This window comes from Burkholderia sp. KCJ3K979 (assembly GCF_016759955.1).
GTDB lineage: Bacteria > Pseudomonadota > Gammaproteobacteria > Burkholderiales > Burkholderiaceae > Burkholderia > Burkholderia orbicola.
The window spans coordinates 1-15,969 of record NZ_JACFYV010000163.1 but is presented as its reverse complement, the minus strand read 5'-3'; the positions used below and the strand labels follow the sequence as shown (position 1 = coordinate 15,969).

Annotated in this window: 13 protein-coding genes and 2 pseudogenes; 8 read left to right on the top strand and 7 right to left on the bottom strand. The window is 70.3% G+C overall.

Annotated features, from left to right (window positions below):
• From H3O04_RS26280 to H3O04_RS26255, 6 genes and pseudogenes are all read right to left on the bottom strand, one after another.
• A pseudogene (locus H3O04_RS26280) lies at positions 1 to 229 on the bottom strand (polysaccharide deacetylase family protein); the annotation flags it as partial.
• Entirely contained in the window at positions 226 to 2,727 is a 2,502-nt protein-coding gene (locus H3O04_RS26275) for an MMPL family transporter (protein ID WP_202588763.1), read from the bottom strand. The gene H3O04_RS26275 and the pseudogene H3O04_RS26280, both read right to left, overlap by 4 nt.
• Entirely contained in the window at positions 2,727 to 3,368 is a 642-nt protein-coding gene (locus H3O04_RS26270) for a LolA family protein (RefSeq protein WP_202588762.1), read from the bottom strand. Before H3O04_RS26270 ends, H3O04_RS26275 begins: the two co-directional genes overlap by 1 nt.
• Entirely contained in the window at positions 3,365 to 4,348 is a 984-nt protein-coding gene (locus tag H3O04_RS26265; RefSeq protein WP_202588761.1) for an LpxL/LpxP family acyltransferase, read from the bottom strand. The genes H3O04_RS26270 and H3O04_RS26265 overlap by 4 nt, the downstream gene beginning before the upstream one ends.
• On the bottom strand, positions 4,345 to 6,117 hold the full coding sequence (locus H3O04_RS26260) for an acyl-CoA synthetase family protein (RefSeq protein WP_011546212.1): 1,773 nt from the start codon (positions 6,115 to 6,117) through the stop codon (positions 4,345 to 4,347). Before H3O04_RS26260 ends, H3O04_RS26265 begins: the two co-directional genes overlap by 4 nt.
• 60 nt (positions 6,118 to 6,177) lie before the next feature.
• Positions 6,178 to 6,831 (bottom strand): membrane protein, encoded by a 654-nt coding sequence (locus tag H3O04_RS26255; protein ID WP_011694402.1) that lies wholly within the window; start codon positions 6,829 to 6,831, stop codon positions 6,178 to 6,180.
• Between the two features lie 545 nt (positions 6,832 to 7,376).
• Here H3O04_RS26255 and H3O04_RS26250 point away from each other — a divergent pair.
• The 8 genes and pseudogenes from H3O04_RS26250 to H3O04_RS26215 all read left to right on the top strand — a co-directional run bounded on the left by H3O04_RS26250 (position 7,377) and on the right by H3O04_RS26215 (position 14,982).
• Positions 7,377 to 7,661, top strand: a complete 285-nt coding sequence (locus H3O04_RS26250) for a phosphopantetheine-binding protein (RefSeq protein ID WP_011546210.1) — start codon at positions 7,377 to 7,379, stop codon at positions 7,659 to 7,661.
• Between the two features lie 69 nt (positions 7,662 to 7,730).
• Positions 7,731 to 8,447 (top strand): 3-oxoacyl-ACP reductase FabG, encoded by a 717-nt coding sequence (gene fabG / locus H3O04_RS26245; RefSeq protein ID WP_011546209.1) that lies wholly within the window; start codon positions 7,731 to 7,733, stop codon positions 8,445 to 8,447.
• An 88-nt stretch (positions 8,448 to 8,535) separates the two neighbouring features.
• Positions 8,536 to 9,789, top strand: a complete 1,254-nt coding sequence (locus tag H3O04_RS26240) for a chorismate transformation enzyme, FkbO/Hyg5 family (protein ID WP_043888290.1) — start codon at positions 8,536 to 8,538, stop codon at positions 9,787 to 9,789.
• 125 nt (positions 9,790 to 9,914) lie between these two features.
• Positions 9,915 to 10,697, top strand: coding sequence for a glycosyltransferase family 2 protein (locus H3O04_RS26235; protein ID WP_011694400.1), 783 nt, complete (start codon positions 9,915 to 9,917; stop codon positions 10,695 to 10,697).
• A 203-nt stretch (positions 10,698 to 10,900) separates the two neighbouring features.
• Positions 10,901 to 11,662, top strand: a complete 762-nt coding sequence (locus tag H3O04_RS26230; protein ID WP_011694399.1) for a M48 family metalloprotease — start codon at positions 10,901 to 10,903, stop codon at positions 11,660 to 11,662.
• Between the two features lie 113 nt (positions 11,663 to 11,775).
• Positions 11,776 to 12,084: pseudogene (locus H3O04_RS36715) on the top strand (FadR/GntR family transcriptional regulator); the annotation flags it as partial.
• Positions 12,085 to 12,330: 246 nt separating this feature from the next.
• Entirely contained in the window at positions 12,331 to 13,953 is a 1,623-nt protein-coding gene (locus tag H3O04_RS26220) for a phospholipase D family protein (protein ID WP_202588760.1), read from the top strand.
• Between the two features lie 255 nt (positions 13,954 to 14,208).
• Entirely contained in the window at positions 14,209 to 14,982 is a 774-nt protein-coding gene (locus tag H3O04_RS26215) for a class II aldolase/adducin family protein (protein WP_202588759.1), read from the top strand.
• 31 nt (positions 14,983 to 15,013) lie between these two features.
• On the opposite strand, the gene H3O04_RS26210 is transcribed toward H3O04_RS26215, so the two are convergent.
• Positions 15,014 to 15,969: hypothetical protein (locus H3O04_RS26210; protein ID WP_237666428.1), on the bottom strand; the 956-nt coding region annotated here is incomplete at its 5' end.

Below are 15,969 nucleotides of genomic sequence, written 5' to 3'. Positions count from 1 at the left end.
GCGTCCAGTTCGGGCCGAGCAGCGTGCTGCGCGGCCACAACCCGGCCGCGGTCAGCGCGAGATGCGATGCGACCACGCCGCCGACGGCCCACGGCCACGTGGCCGGTTGCGCGATCACCGCGGCGGCCGCGCCCGCGTGCAGCGCGGCGGCGCCGGCGATCAGCGGCGTCGGCTTCCAGCGGCGCGCGTCGCCGGCATCGCGTGGTGGAACGCAAGGCGGCACGTTCATGCGCGGCCTCCTCGTTCACGATTGCCGCCCGCCGCCGCCGCCGCCGCCGCCGCCGCCGCCGCCGTCTCTGCGGCGCGCGGCGCGAGAATCGCCGCGAACGCGAGCGCGAGCATCGCGCCGGGGCCCACGGTCAGCCCGAAGGTTTCGAGCAGCGGCACGCGCGACAGCGCGAGCAGCCCGAAGCCGGCGACCGTCGCGAGGTTCGCGATCAGCAGCGACACGAGCGTATGCGGCGTGACGGGCTGCGCGTCGTCGCGCCGGCAGAAGAACAACGCATAGTTCGAGCCGACCGCGACGATCAGCAGCATCCCGATGAGGTGCAGGATCGTCAGTTGCACGCCGGCGAGCGCGAAACCGGCCGTCACGACCAGCACGGCGGCGACGAGCGGCGCAAGGGCGCGCGCGGCGCGGCGCAGCGAGCGCAGCGCGATCAGCAGCAGCACGGCGATCGCGGCGAATCCTGCGAGCGACAGCCGGATGTCCTCATGCACGTAGCTCACGTACAACCGATCGGCTTCGGCCTTCATGTCGACGAACAGCGCATCGGGCACGCCCGCGCGTGCGACGGCGGCGCGAATCGGCGTGGCGTCGAGGCTCGACGCCGGCTGCCCGGCGCGCGCGGCGTCCGGCGCACGCAGCGGCAGCATCGCGCTCCAGCGGCCGTCGCGTTCGGTCAGCAGCGCATCGACGGCGAGCGCCATCGACGTGCCGCGCAGGTCCGCACGCGTCAGCAGCGGCACGTGGCGCGCGGCGTCGACGTCGGCGAGGAACGGTGCGAACAGATCGGGCTTCACCGTGATCGGCTGATGCGCGACGGCATCGCGCATCCGTTCGGCGAGTGCGTCCGCAGCCGGCAGGCTCGCCTGACGCGCGCGCTGCGCGGCGTCGCTCGGCAGATAGCGGGCGGGGTTCTCGAAACCGCCGAGCGCACCCCGGTCGACGAGCGGCTGCAATTGCGCGGCGACTTTTTCCGCGCCTTCGAGTGCGGCCTGTTCGGTTGGTGCGGCAATGACGACGAGGTAGCGCACGTCGGGCGCACCGACATCGGCGCGCAGCCGTGCGTCGAGCGCCTGCGCCTGTGCCGGCACGGGGCTGAGCGCGGCGAGCTCACGGCTCCACAGGGCGTCGCGATGCAGCGCGAGCGTCGCGCAGGCGGCGACCACGAGCACCGCGAGCGGCCAGCGCAGCCGCGGCGCGGCGTCGGCCGCGCGCGCGAGCACGGCGCCGACGCGGGATACGTCGCGGATCGCGACATGCTCGCCACGCAGATGCGGCAGCACGAAGCGCGTGACGAGCGCGGCGGCCGTCAGCCCGACGATCGAATAGAGCCCGAGCTGCACGAGGCCGGGGAACCCGGAGAACAGCATCGATGCGAATCCGCACACCGACGTCAGCACGCCGAGCCGGATCGTCGGCCAGTACGCGGCGACCCACGCGCGCGTCGCGTCGGCCGGGCGTGGGTCGCCGCGCGTACCGGCCTGCGCCGATTGCACGAACAGGTAGATCGAATAGTCGACGGCTTCGCCGATCAGCGTGGTGCCGAACCCGAGCGTCAGCCCGTGAACCGTGCCGAACGCGACGCTGACCGCCGCGATCCCGGCCGCGATACCCGTCAGCACCGGCAGCAGGCCGAGCGCGAGCGTGCGCGGCGAACGGTACAGCGTGAGCAGCAGCGCGACGATCAGCACGACGCTCGCCGTCGACAGCCGTTCGACGTCGTGCCGGATCGTGTCGCGCGTGTCGACCGAGAACACGCCGGGGCCCGTCATCGCGAGCGAGGTGCCGGCCGCGTTCGGCACGGCTTGCGTCGCGGCCGCGAACGCGCGGCGCACGGCGTCGATCGCGCGGGCCTGCGCGTCGGTATCGGAGCCGGCGGCGGCCGTCTGCATGACCAGCACCGCGCGCGTGCCGTCGCGCGACGCCCACACGCCGTCGCGGCTCGCCGGTTCGGCCGCGCGGTCGAGCTCGTCGACGAGCGCGGCGACTTCGCCGGTCGGGTCGCGCGGCAGCATTGCCTTCGCGACGAGGCCGGCTGACGAACTCAGCAGGTCGAGACTGTCGCCGAGCGCCTGGTGCAGGCCGTCGGCGCTGAAGCGCTGCGGCGTGACGGCCGGGCTCAGCAGATAGCGGTGAGCGAAGATGAATTGCCGGTCGCGCGCGTCGTTCGCGGCTTCGCCGTTGTGCACGGCCGCGAACTGCGGATCGGCGCGTAGCGTGCCGGCGACGCGCCGCGACAGCGCGGCGCGCGTGCCCGCGTCGCCGCCGTCGATCGCGACGAGGATCAGGCGCGACACGATGCCGTCGCGCAACTGGTCGACGAGCACGCGCTGCCCGGCGCTCGGCGCGTTCGGCAGGAACGCGGACAGGTCGGCCGTGAAGTGCGCGCGTCCGATCGCGATGCCGCACGCGACCAGCGCGAGCAGCCACACGAGCACCGCGCGCTGCCGCCACGCGGGCACGCGGCGGGCGACGGGTGAGGATCGGGTGCGCTCGTCCATCAGTTCGCGTTCGCCGCCACGGGTTGCAGGCGCATCACCGAACGATCGCCGTCGGCCTGCCGGATCGCGACGCTGCGCAGCACGTCGCGCGTGCCGTCGAGCGTGATCGTGCTGACGACCTTCAGCATCCGCGAGTCGAGCGGCGTGAGCGTCAGCGTCCAGTCGTCGCCGCGTCCGGACAGGGCGACCTTGTACACCCGTTCAAGCGCGAAGCGGTTGCCGGCGAGCGTCGCGCGGATGCTGTCGATGAACGCGCCGAGCTCCGGATAGCGCGCGAGCGCGAGCGTGTACTTGCGGTTGTTGCGCTCGACGGTGAGCATGTCGCCGTCGACGACCAGATGTTCGGGCTTCGGGCTCAGCGTGTGCTTTTCCAGATGGTCGGGCGCGACGAACATCAGTTCGCCCGACGATTCGACTGGCTGCGTGGCAATCGACAGGGTCTTCGTCTCGGTGAAGGTCGCCCGGCCCGACTTGTGCTGCGCGAGCGTCGACATCAGCCGGTCGAGGGTCCAGGCCGAGCCGGTATCGGCCGCGTGCGCCGGCACGGCCAGCACGATCGCGGCGGCGGTGGTGGCGAGCACGCGGGCCGCGCGGTGGACGCGGGGCGACGGGAATGGGAGCAGGCGGCGAACGGCGGTCATGCGTCGGAATCCCTCGTGGCGGGCAGGTCGGCGCCGGCATGCGCCGTCTCGCGGCGCGCGGTTGCGGCCGCGGCATCGCCGCCTTGCCAGAAATCGAAATAGTTGAACCAGTTGTACGGCGCCGCGCGGCAGTACTTGTCGAGCAGCGCGACGTAGCGCGCGAGCGCCGCATCGACCGCCGCCGCGCGCGCGTCGCGCCGCACGTCGGAGAAATCGGCGAGCGTCTCGAAGTGCACGTCGTAGCGGTTGCCGTCGCGATAGAGGCCCGTCATGAAGATCACCGGGCGCTTCAGCATCGCGGCCATGTAAAGCGGGCCGAGCGGGAACGCGGCCGGCGCGCCGAGCAGCGGCACGCGCCGCAGCGACGCGGCGGCATCGTCGAGCAGCGTGCGGTCGGCGAGCATGCCGACCATGCAGTTCGCGTCGAGGCGCTCGCGCACCTTCAGCATCGAGTCGACCTGGCCGAGCGGAATCACCTCCGGCTGCGCGGCCGGGTTCACCGCGGCGAGCGTCGCGTTGATCTTGCGCGCGTTCTTCTCGTACATCGTGACGACCACGCGCAGGTCCGGATGCGTGCGGCCGATCGCGCGCACGACCTCGAAGCTGCCGAGGTGCGCGCCCATCAGGAATGCGCCGCGCCCGCCCGCGAGCGCGTCGTCGACGAGCGTTTCGCCGTGCAGCCGGATGTCGAACAGGTCGAAGCGCCCGTTCATCAGGTAGATGCGGTCGTGGATCGTCGCCGCGAACGTGAACACGTGCCGGTACACGTCGCGCCAGCGCGCGGGGCGACCGAGCACGCGGCGCAGGTAGTCGCGCGACGCCGCACACGCGATCGGCGAGAACAGCACGAAATACGTCGCGATCAGGTGCAGCACGATGCGCGCGCGCTGCCGGCCGAAGCGCAGCGAGATCCACGTCATGACGCGCAGCAAACTCGCGTTGCTGCGTTCCTGGCGTTCGGCCCATGCGGTGCGCTTCATGGCTGCGCGCCATCCTGCGCGGCGGGCGGTGGGGCGGACAGCACGCCGGTCGCGACCTCGCGCGACCCGGCGCGCACCGTGAAGCGGATCGCGCCGCTGGCTGCCGCGTCGTACGCGAGATCGAGCGGTTCGCCGGGCGCGACCGGGCTCAGGAATTTCGCGGACCCGAGCCGCCACGCATGCAGCGGACGGTTCAGCGCCGCGCCGATCGTGTGGATCGCGTGATCGAGCAGCACGACGCCGGGCACGACCGGATGGCCGGGGAAGTGGCCGGGCAGCGCGGGATGGTCGGCGGCAATCGTGAACGCGAGCGCGGGCGTGCCGGCCGGGTCGCGCTCGTTCGGCGTCGCGGGCGGCATGGCCGTCGTGGCCGTCGCCGCCGCGCTACGCGTATGTTGCGCAACGAGTGCGGCCAGCACGTCGCGCGGCAGCTTGCCCGTTTCGTTGCGCGGCAGCGCATCGACGAACACGAGCGGGCGCGGCATGAACGCGGGATCGATCCGCTCGCGCAGCGCGCGCTGCAGATCGGCGGCCGAGAGCGTCGGCGCGACGACCAGCGCGACGAGCCGCGTGACCGGCTCGAGGGCGGTGTCGCCGTGCGTCGGCGCGGCTTCGTCGGGCATGAAGAACACGCCGTCGACCACTTCGGCAATCGCGTTGAGCTGATGGTTCAGATAAGCGAGCGACGTGCGCTTGCCGGCGATGTTGACGAGGTCGGCCTTGCGGCCGTGCAGCAGGAACCGGCCGTCGCCGAGCAGTTCGAGCGCATCGCCCATCGGCACCGGCGTCTCGACGTGGCCGCCCGATACCCAGACCGTCGGCCCGCTGTCGTCGCCATCCGGTTCTGCGCGCGCGTCGAGCCGGATGTCCGGGAACAGTTCCCACGCCGCGCCTTGCGACGTCCGACGGGTCGCGATCTGGCCGGTCTCGGTGCTGCCGTAGATCTCGACGAGCGGCGCGTCGAGCGCGGCCTCGGCTTCGCACGCGAGCTTCTCCGACAGCGGCGCGGTGGCCGACAGCACGAGCGCCGCAGGCGGCAGCGCATGGCCGGCCGACAGCAGCGCACGCAAGTGGATCGGCGACGTGACGAGCACGCGCGGCTGCGGGATCGCGTCGAGCTCGTCGCGGATGTCGCTCGGGTAGAACGGCTGGCGGTTGCTGAACGCGAGGCCGCCGATCAGCGCGAGCAGCACCGTCGACTCGAAGCCGTACATGTGCTGCGCGGGCACCGTGCCGATCAGCGTGGCCGCGCGGCCGTCGAGCAGCCCGAGGCGGTCGGCCGCCGCGCGTACGCAGCCGACCAGGAAGCCCCAGGTCTTGCGGTGCGGCACCGGCGCGCCGGTCGAGCCGGACGTGAACACGTAGGCCATGATCCGCGCCGCGTCGATCCGCGGGACGGCGAACGGCGTATCGCTCGGCGCCTCGCCCGGCGCGGCATCGGGGTACGCGAAGCGCGGCAGGTCGATCGCGCAGTCGGGCGCATCGTGCAGGCAGAACGCATCGGGCGCGAACGACGCGAGCTGGCGCACCATTTCCGGCGTGTGCGTCGACGGCAGCAGGCTGACCTTGCCGGCGACGAGCGCCGCGCACAGGCTGACCGCGAAGCGATAGCGGTCGCGGCACACGTTGAACACGTGGCTGCCGGCGGGTAGCGCGGCGGTCACGCGCGCGACGTCGGCGACGAACGCGCGCACGGTGACGGGCGAGCCGTCGCGCCAGGCGATCGTCTGGTCGGGCGAGGCATGGAATACCAGCGGGTGAGTCGGCATAAATCGGTCAAGACGGGAACGAAGGCCCGCGCGGCCCTTGGGGCCGCGCCGGTCATGAATTCATCGCGCGGCCTGCGAGGCGTGGGTCGTCGCGCGATACGCGCGCACCGCATCGACCATCCGCGGCCGCGGCTCGTGCGGCAGCGCGACACGCCGGCACGCATGCTCGGCGGCGAACATCACGGCGACGAGCGGCAGCGACAGGTAGTTCGCGAAGGTCGACCACGTGACGATCGGCGCGGTCGCGAACAGCAGCGTCGACACGGCGGCGATCGCGACGAAGAACAGCGTCCACGCGAGCGTGATCCGCCGCGTGTAGCGCGCGACGGCCGGCGTGACCGTGCCGTGGATCATCGCCGCGAAGCGCGTGCACAGCGGCACGTCGCCGGCCACGAGCGTGCGGCCGAACAGCAGCGCCATCGCGACGTTGAAGCTTACGTGTTCCAGATACAGGCCCCATTCGAAGTGCCGCGCGAGCGGCGCGCGTGCCGCCCACAGCGCGGCGGCGGCCAGCAGCCACGCCGGCACGAGCCACGCGCGCCGCGGCGAGCGCAGCGCCGCGCCGAGCGCGAGCAGCAGCGGCGGCACGAGCGCCATCGCGAGGCCGAGGCCGTGCGCGTCGGGTGTCGCGCTCGCGTAGTGCGCGCCAACCTGGTAGGCGGCCACGGCGCCCCCTGCCGCGACGCCGCGCACGACGGGCAGCAGCCGGCTCATCGGCGGCCTCCGGGCGCGCGGCGCGCGCACCGGCCGGCGGCCGGGCTGCAGCGGCTGACGGGCGGGCGAACCGGAACGGAGCGCAAGGGCGGATACGGCATGACTGGAGACATCGGGCGGATCGTGGCCGGACACGATGGTCGGGCCGTCAAACATCATATGAATGGCGGCCGGGACGCGGTCCGGGCCGGTGGTCGGGCACGCACATTTTAGGGCGGCGGCAGTGCGGTTCGGGGACGTCGCGACCGGGTTTTGTAACCGATTGTATGGCGCCGGCCGAACGGTTTCGCGGGGTCGGTCCATTTCCATCCGAAGCGGCTCAAGCGTCTCGTGCCTTCGCGTCCGAAACGGGCTGTCGCGGCGGCTCGCCAGTCTTGTAACCATTCGCGGTATACGCCCCGATACCCTTCGTCTAGAATCCGCGTAACTTTTACAAACAATCCCCCAACGACGCAGGCGGGGAAGCCGGCAGAGGCCGGAGGGACGGAGATTTGCACGCGCCGGGCGTGCACGACGGTTGCCGTTTCCGGGCGCCTCCCGCTGCCATGGGCCGCCTGCACGCACGCATGATGAACGCACTGGAACAAGAGCTCGCCACGCTGATCATCGGCGAACTGAATCTCGAAGACGTCCCGCTCGACACAGTGACGGCCGACACCCCGCTGTATGGCGAAGGGTTCGGGCTCGACTCCATCGACATCCTGGAAATCGCGCTGCTGATTTCGAAGAAATACGGCTTCGAACTGCGCTCGGACAATCCGGACAACCAGACAATCTTTGCGACGCTCGGTGCGCTGGCTGCCTACGTCGCCGCGCATCGCACGAAGTGACGGCGGCGCTCGGCGGACGATGCGCGGCGGCAGCGATCGAGGGGAACACGCGATGAACGGAGCAAGGCGATGCGGGCGCTCGTGACGGGCGGCAGCGGCGCACTCGGGCAGGCGATTTGCACGGCGCTCGCGCAGGCCGGCCATGAAGTGTGGGTGCATGCGAACCGCCATCTCGAGCAGGCGCAGGCCGTCGCGCAACGGATCGTCGCGGCCGGCGGCGCCGCGCACGCGATCGCGTTCGACGTGACCGACGCCGATGCGACGCTCGCCGCGCTGAAGCCGTTCATCGACGAGACGCCGGTGCAGATCCTCGTCAACAACGCGGGCATTCACGACGACGCGCCGATGGCCGGCATGTCGCGCCAGCAATGGCACAGCGTGATCGACGTGACGCTCAACGGCTTTTTCAACGTCACGCAGCCGCTGCTGCTGCCGATGATCCGCACGCGGCGCGGGCGGATCGTCAACATCGCGTCGGTGGCCGGCGTGACCGGCAATCGCGGGCAGGCCAATTACGCGGCCGCGAAGGCGGGGCTGATCGGCGCGACGAAGTCGCTGTCGCTGGAGCTCGCGTCGCGCGGCATCACCGTGAACGCGGTGGCGCCCGGCATCATCGCGTCGCCGATGGCCGACCAGGCGTTTCCCGCGGAACGCATCAAGCAGCTCGTGCCCGCGCAGCGCGCGGGCCGGCCCGACGAAGTCGCGGCGATGGTCGCGTATCTGGTATCCGACGCCGCGGCCTATGTGACGGGGCAGGTGTTGTCCGTCAACGGCGGGCTCGCATGACGAAGCGCGCCGCATTCGCCTGACGTAACGCAACGCGGCGCAGGGCCGCGTGGTCGCGCGGCCTGCGCCGCATAGTGAGGAAATCGAAGTGTCCGTGCATCCAGTCGACGCCGAACGGCGCCCGTGTTCGATGTTGCCCGCCGCCGCGCCTGCGGCCGCGCCGTTCGCGCACGGCGGCGACCGCGCGTTGCGGCTCGTCCAGATGAGCGATGCGCGGCTCGTCGCGCTGCTGCACGATGCGCGCGGCCGAGGCGACGGACTCGATCGCGTGTTTCCCGGCGCGCTGGGTGCGGTGTGCATCGGCGCGGCGGGAACCCCGGACGCGTCGCGCGCGGCGGCCATGGCGCGGATGCTGACCGATGCCGCGCCCGGCCTGCCGGTCGCGCCGGTGCAGATGGCGCTGCTCGGCGCCGAAGTCGCACCGGGCGAGGCCGTCTGCGAACTGTGGCAGTGCGATGCGCACGACCTGCGCGGCGAACGGCGCGGTCCACTGCATTACCGCTACAGTGAAGCGGCGGGGCTCGTGTTCGGCAGCCTCGTCGTGCACGAGACGGACGCGGCTTACGACGCGTCGCGCGACGGCGGCACGCCGCTCGAACGCGCGACGTTCGATGCGTACCGCGCGCTGTTCGACCTGCTCGATACGCTCGGCATGCCGCATCCGCTGCGGATCTGGAACACCGTGCCGGCGATCAATGCGGTGCAGTTCGGCGTCGAGCGCTATCGTCAATTCAATATCGGCCGTCAGCGCGCATTCGACGCGTGCCGCCGCGCATTGACGGGCGGCGTGCCGGCCGCGTGCGCACTCGGCTCGGTCGAGGCGGTCGCGGGCGATGCGTCGCCGGCCGCGCCGCTCGCGATTCATTTCCTCGCGAGCCGCACGCCGGCCGACTCGATCGAGAATCCGCGCCAGGTCAGCGCGTATCACTATCCGGCGCAGTACGGCCCGCGTGCGCCGACGTTCGCGCGCGCCGCCGCGTGGGCCGACGGTGAAGCGACGCCGGTGCTGTTCGTCTCGGGCACCGCGAGCATCGTCGGGCACCGCACCGTGCATCGCGGCGACGTCGTCGCGCAGACGCGCGAGACGGTCGCGAACCTCGCGGCCGTGCTCGAGCAGGCCGCGCGGCAGGGGCACGGGCCGTTCTCGCTCGCGGACCTCGGCTACCGCGTCTACGTGCGCGACGCAGGCGACACCGCGGCGCTGGCCGCGATCGGCCGCGTGCTGCGCGAGGCCGCCGGTCCTCACGTGCGGCCGCTGTTCGTTCATGCGGACGTGTGTCGCGACGACCTGCTGGTCGAGATCGAGGCCAGCGCCGGTCATGCGATGGAGTGGCTGTCATGAAGCGCGAGAGCCTCACGATCCGGCAACCGGTCCGGCCCGCGGCCGGTGTCGACGAAGCGTGCCGGCGTTCGTCGGCGAGTCATACACTTTTGTCAGGATCTCCGTCTTCGTCATCGGCTGTTCCCATGTCCAAGCTGCACGCGTCGTCCACCCATCTCGTCCTGATTCCGAGCTACAACCCGGGCGCCAAGGTCGACACGACCGTGCGCAATGCCCGTGCGCAGTGGAACCCGGTGTGGGTCGTCGTCGACGGCAGCACCGACGGCAGCGCCGAACGGCTGCAGGCGATGGCCGAGCGCGATCCCGGCCTGCGCGTGATCGTGCTGCCGGAGAATCGCGGCAAGGGCGCCGCGGTGCTCGCGGGGCTCGACGCGGCGGCCGCGAGCGGCTTCACGCACGTACTGACGATGGATTCCGACGGCCAGCATCCGGCCGACCTGATTCCCGCCTTCATGGCGGCATCGCAGGCCGCGCCCGACGCGATGGTGCTCGGCGTGCCGAAGTTCGACGCGAGCGCGCCGCAGTTGCGCGTGCAGGGGCGCCGGTTGTCGAACGCGTGGGCCGACCTCGAGACGCTGTGGGCCGGGATCGGCGATTCGCTGTACGGTTTTCGCGTCTATCCGGTCGCGCCGCTGACGGCGATCATGCGGCGCCAGCCGTGGATGCGCGGCTTCGACTTCGATCCCGAAGCGGCCGTGCGGCTGTGCTGGGCCGGTGTGCGCCCGATCCGCATCGACGCGCCGGTGCGCTATTTCGGCCGGCACGAAGGCGGTGTGTCGCACTTTCACTACGGCCGCGACAACGCACTGCTCGCGTGGATGCACCTGCGCCTGTTCACCGGCTTCGCGATGCGGCTGCCGATGCTGGTCGCACGCCGCCTGACGCGTCGCCGCGACCAGACGGCCTGAGCGACGGCCCGCCCGCTTTCCTTCCCGGCCGGCGCGCCGGCCGCGGCGATTGCCCCGCTTTTCGTCGCCAATCCGGGGCCGGATCGCCACGTCATGTCAATCCACTGAGTAATGAACGTGTCATCCGATGTAAACATCTGGTAATTTTCTGCCGGATTATGCAAAATCGCCGCTCCCAAATACAACTATCGAGGGATTCCGGGATGCAACTCAAGAAAGCGGTGGCGGCGTGTGGCGTGGCGTTTCTGTTGAGCGCGTGCGGCGGGGTGCAGAGCCTTGACGCGAACAGCCTGACGTCGGCGGGGACCAACCTGTACAAGGCAGCGACGCTGTCGGACAGCGACATCGCCGCGCTGTCGAACGAATCGTGCAAGTCGAGCGACGCCGAATCGAAGATCGCGCCGGCCAACAGCGCCTACGCGAAGCGCCTGACGAAGGTGATGAAGGGCTTCGGCGACATGACGCTGAACGGCCAGAAGATCAACTACAAGGTCTACGTGACCAAGGACGTCAACGCGTGGGCGATGGGCAACGGCTGCGTGCGCGTGTACAGCGGCCTGATGGACATGATGAACGACGACGAGCTGCGCGGCGTGATCGGCCATGAAATGGGCCACGTCGCACTCGGCCACTCGAAGAAGGCAATGCAGACGGCATACGCGGTGAGCGCGGCGCGCAGCGCGGCCGGCGCGGCATCGCCGGGCGTGGCGGCGCTGTCGAGCTCGCAGCTCGGCGACATCACCGAGAAGTTCATCAACGCGCAGTTCTCGCAGTCGCAGGAAAGCGCGGCCGACGACTACTCGTTCGACCTGATGAAGCAGAAGGGCATGAGCCAGAAGGGCCTCGTCACCGGCTTCCAGAAGCTCGCGCAGATGGACGGCGGCCAGAGCTCGATGATGAGCTCGCACCCGTCGTCGGCGAGCCGCGCGCAGCACATCCAGGATCGCATCGCGAAGGGCAGCTGATCCCGCGGCCGATCGCCGGCCGTCAGCGCCGGCGATCGGCAAGCGACATGAAGCAACCCACGCTCGCTCGGGCGTGGGTTTTTTGTTTTTTCGGCATGCACGTCGCCCCTTACCAGCTCGAAACCGCGCACGCGAAGGACGACGCGGCCGTCGAAGCCGCGACCCACGCGAAGCTGCACGAGGCGATCGCGTTGGCGTCGGACAACACGATGTTCCTGCATCTACATACGAGCGTGATCGGCATGCTGCGCGAGCACATCTCCATCGACGTGACCGGATGACGATGGAGGACGAGCAGGCATCCGAGTTGCTGTCATTGCAGCACACGGGGCGTGTACGAGGCGATTTGCGCGCACCGGCCCGAAGAGGCGCGCACCGCGATGCAGACGCATATCGGCTGCGTGCGCAGCCATTTCGAACGGGAGCGGCGCACCGTGAGATTGGTTGGATCTGCGCTGGTGCCCGCAGGAGCGGCGACCGGTCGCGCATCACGCATCACGCATCACGAACCGCCGTGCATGACGCACGTGGCGGCGGTGCGGCGCGGCATGCGGGGGCCGCTCGATTGACCCGCTCGTCGGGCGCCCACTAGAATCGTCCGGAACCGCCTGTCAGCCGCGCGCCGCGGCCATGATGTGCCCATTGATCCGACTGTCGAGGAAGCTTCCGTGCTCACATCCTTGATCCGGCGCGCGCCGGCCGCGCTGTCGTGGCGCGCCGCATGCCGCCAGGCCCGCGCGCTGGTCGTCTGCGCGCTGCTGCCGCTCGCCGCATGCGCGACGCATCCGCCCGCCACCTCGCTCGATCGCCCCGTCTCCCATGCGTTGTCGGCGGAAACCGCCACGCCGCTGCGCGATGCGCTGGCCGCGCCGGAAGCCGCGCATCCCGGGCAGTCGGGCTTCCGGCTGCTGGCTGACGGCGCCACCGCATTGCAGATGCGCATCGCGCTTGCGCGTGCGGCGACGAAGACGCTCGACATGCAGTACTACATCGCGACCGAGGACACGACCGGCAAGCTGCTGCTGGGCGCGGCGCTGTACGCGGCCGATCGCGGCGTGCGCGTGCGGATGCTGGTCGACGACCTGAACTTCCACGATATCGACCGCGTGATGGCCGCGCTGAATACGCACCAGAACATCGAGATCCGCGTGTTCAACCCGTTCGGCGCGTCGCAGCGCGGCATGATGGAGCGCACGGCCAACTTCTTCACGCGGATCGACAGCTTCACGCGCCGGATGCACAACAAGGCGATGATCGCGGACAACCAGCTCGCGATCGTCGGCGGCCGCAATCTCGGCGACGAATACTTCAGTGCGAGCCCGACGCTGCAGTTCCGCGATCTCGACGTGCTGGCGGCCGGTCCCGTGACGAGCGACGTCTCGAAGAGCTTCGACGACTACTGGGCGAGCGCGAGCAGCTACCCGTTGCGCGTGCTGAATCATCAGACGTTTGATCCGAAGGATCTCGACGCGATGCGCGACGAGCTGCGCGATCACTGGCGCAAGAATGCCGATCCGTACAACGCGAAACCGCTGAACGCGACGCCGCTCGCCCGGCAGATCGCGCGCGACGAACTCGAACTCGTGTGGGCGCCGGCCGAATTCAAGGTCGATGCGCCGGACAAGGTCGCGCGGCCGACCGGCACGTACGTGAGCCCGCCGATGCAGCGCCTGGCCGAGCTGACGCGCGGCGCGCAGAAGGAATTCCTGGCGTTTTCGCCGTACTTCGTGCCGCATGACGCCGGCGTGAAGATCCTCGGCGACACGGTCGCGCGCGGCGTGCGCGTCGCGATCGTGACGAACTCGCTCGCGGCGACCGACGCGGTCGCGGTGCAGTCCGGCTATGCGCCGTATCGCGTGCCGCTGCTGCGGCGCGGCGTCGAGCTGTACGAATTCAAGTCGCAGCCCGACCAGCAGCCCGCGCGGCTGTTCGGTTCGCGCTCGCGTGCGAGCCTGCATGCGAAGGCGTACGTGATCGACCGGCAAATCCTCGTGATCGGCTCGCTGAACCTCGACCCGCGCTCCGCGCACCTGAACACCGAGCTTGCGCTCGTGATCCACAGCCCGGTGCTTGCGCAGCAGGCCGCGGCGATCTTCGCGCGCGTGACGCAGCCGGACGAAAGCTACCGCGTCACGCTCGCGAAGCGGACCGATGGCGGCCCGCCGGCGCTCGAATGGACGGGCACCGAAGGCGGCCAGACCACTACCTATCACGTCGACCCGCATGCGGGGTTGCTGCGCAACGTGATGACGGGCATCTTCACGCTGCTGCCGGTCGACGACCAGCTGTAAGGGCACGAACGGCTCCGGCAAAACCCGCGATACCGGTGCGCGGGGAAAGGTGATATGGTTGTGCGCGCAACTATAAGTGAATCGAGAAGAGGCGCTGCCGAGCCGCTCGCACAATGCGGGCCGGAACGGCGCCGACCGACGCGCCGCCACACGTGCGTGATACGCACCTCGCACCGCGCCCCGGCGCCTGCACACGATGGACGATGCGCGCCGCCATTCGCCCGGGGCCGCGCGCCCCCGCAACCGGAGTTTCCCATGCAACGTGTACCGAACCGGCCGTTCACGCGTCCCGCGCGCTTCTCCGAAGCTGAATGGCAGGCGCGGGTGCAGCTCGCGGCCGCCTACCGCATCTTCGATCATCTCGGCTGGACCGAACTGATCTACAACCATATCTCGCTGCGCGTGCCGGGCGAGGACGGACATTTCCTGATCAACCCGTTCGGGCTCCATTACCGCGAGGTGTGCGCGTCGAATCTCGTGAAGATCGACATCGACGGCAATGTGATCGGTCACTCCGACTGGCCGATCAATCCGGCCGGCTTCACGTTCCACGGCGCGATCCATGCGGCGCTGCCCGACGCGCACTGCGTGATGCACGTGCACACGACGCCGACGATGGCCGTGTGCTGTTCGCGCGACGGGCTGTCGTTCTCGAATTTCTATTCGGCGCAGCTGTACGGGAAGATCGCGTATCACGACTTCGAAGGCATCACCGTGCATCTCGAGGAAGGCCGGCGCATCGTCGAGAGCGCGGGCGGGCGGCCGGTGCTGCTGCTGCGCAACCACGGCCCCGTGACGATCGGCGCGACGCTCGCGCAGACGTTTTCGCTGATGTGGCTGCTCAACCGCGCGTGCGAGGTGCAGATCGCGACGCATGCGATCGGCGTGGCGCTGCCGATTGCGCCGCCCGTGCTCGAAGGGTGCGTGCGCGATTCGCTGAATTTCGACCCGAAGCATGGCGCGGGACAGGACGCGTTCGACGCGCTGCAGCGCATCGTCGACCGGATCGATCCGGGCTATCGCGCGTGATGCGGACGGCACGCCCGGTGAGGGCGCTCGACTAGAACCGGTAGCCGACGCCGGCCTGGATCACGTCGGTATCGCGGTCGTAGCGCGTGACCACGCGGTTCCACGTGATACGCGTGAGCCAGCGCTCGGAAATCCGGTAACTGGCCGAGATCGACACGATGCCGGAGAGGCGGCCGTCACCCGGGCCCGGCTGGCCGTCGCGGTTGCGCTGGTTGACGGTGAAGTATGCGCCGGCGCCGGCCGACAGCGTGACCTTGTCGTTCAGGAACGCGCGCGTGAGCCACAGCTGGGACGCGATGCCGTTGCGGCGGACCGCCTGCTTCGCGCCTTCGTACATCCACGTCGCGGTCCAGTCGATCGAACGCGTGAGGCCGCGCCGGTATTCGAGGCTGCCGCCGAGCGTCGACGGCGACGAGCGGCTGTTCAGAATCGTCTCGCCGAGCATCGCGGTGACTTCGTTGTGCGTGACCTTGCGGGTGCGCGGCAGCGCGGTGTCGCGCGGGCCCGGCGTGTCGGGCGCATCGAGCTGGTAGCCGACGCCGAACATCACCGACGTCGTGTCGGGCCCGCTGAACACGTGCGCGCGGTTGACCTGAAGCTGCGCGATCCAGCGGTGCGACGTGTAGTACGCGGCGCGCACGCTCATCAGCACGCCCCAGCCGTGCGTATTCGAATACCCGCGACCTTCGGCGGCCGGCACCGTGTCGAAGTAGCGATACGGGCCCGCGCCGGCCGACAGCACCAGGCGGCGGTTCTCGAGCGGCACGCGGCCCCAGAACTGCACCGCCTGGCCATCGCGGTGGTGATTCGGAATATGCCCTTCGTTGTACCACGTGAAGCCGAGCGCGGTATGCGGGCTCAAGCCTTCCTGGTAATCGAACGCCCACGAATACGTGCGTTGCCCGCCGCCCCACAGCGGGCCGGTGAACAGCGAGAACTCCTGCGCGTCGGCGGGCGCGCCGTAAAGGGCGGCGACGGAGCAGAGAC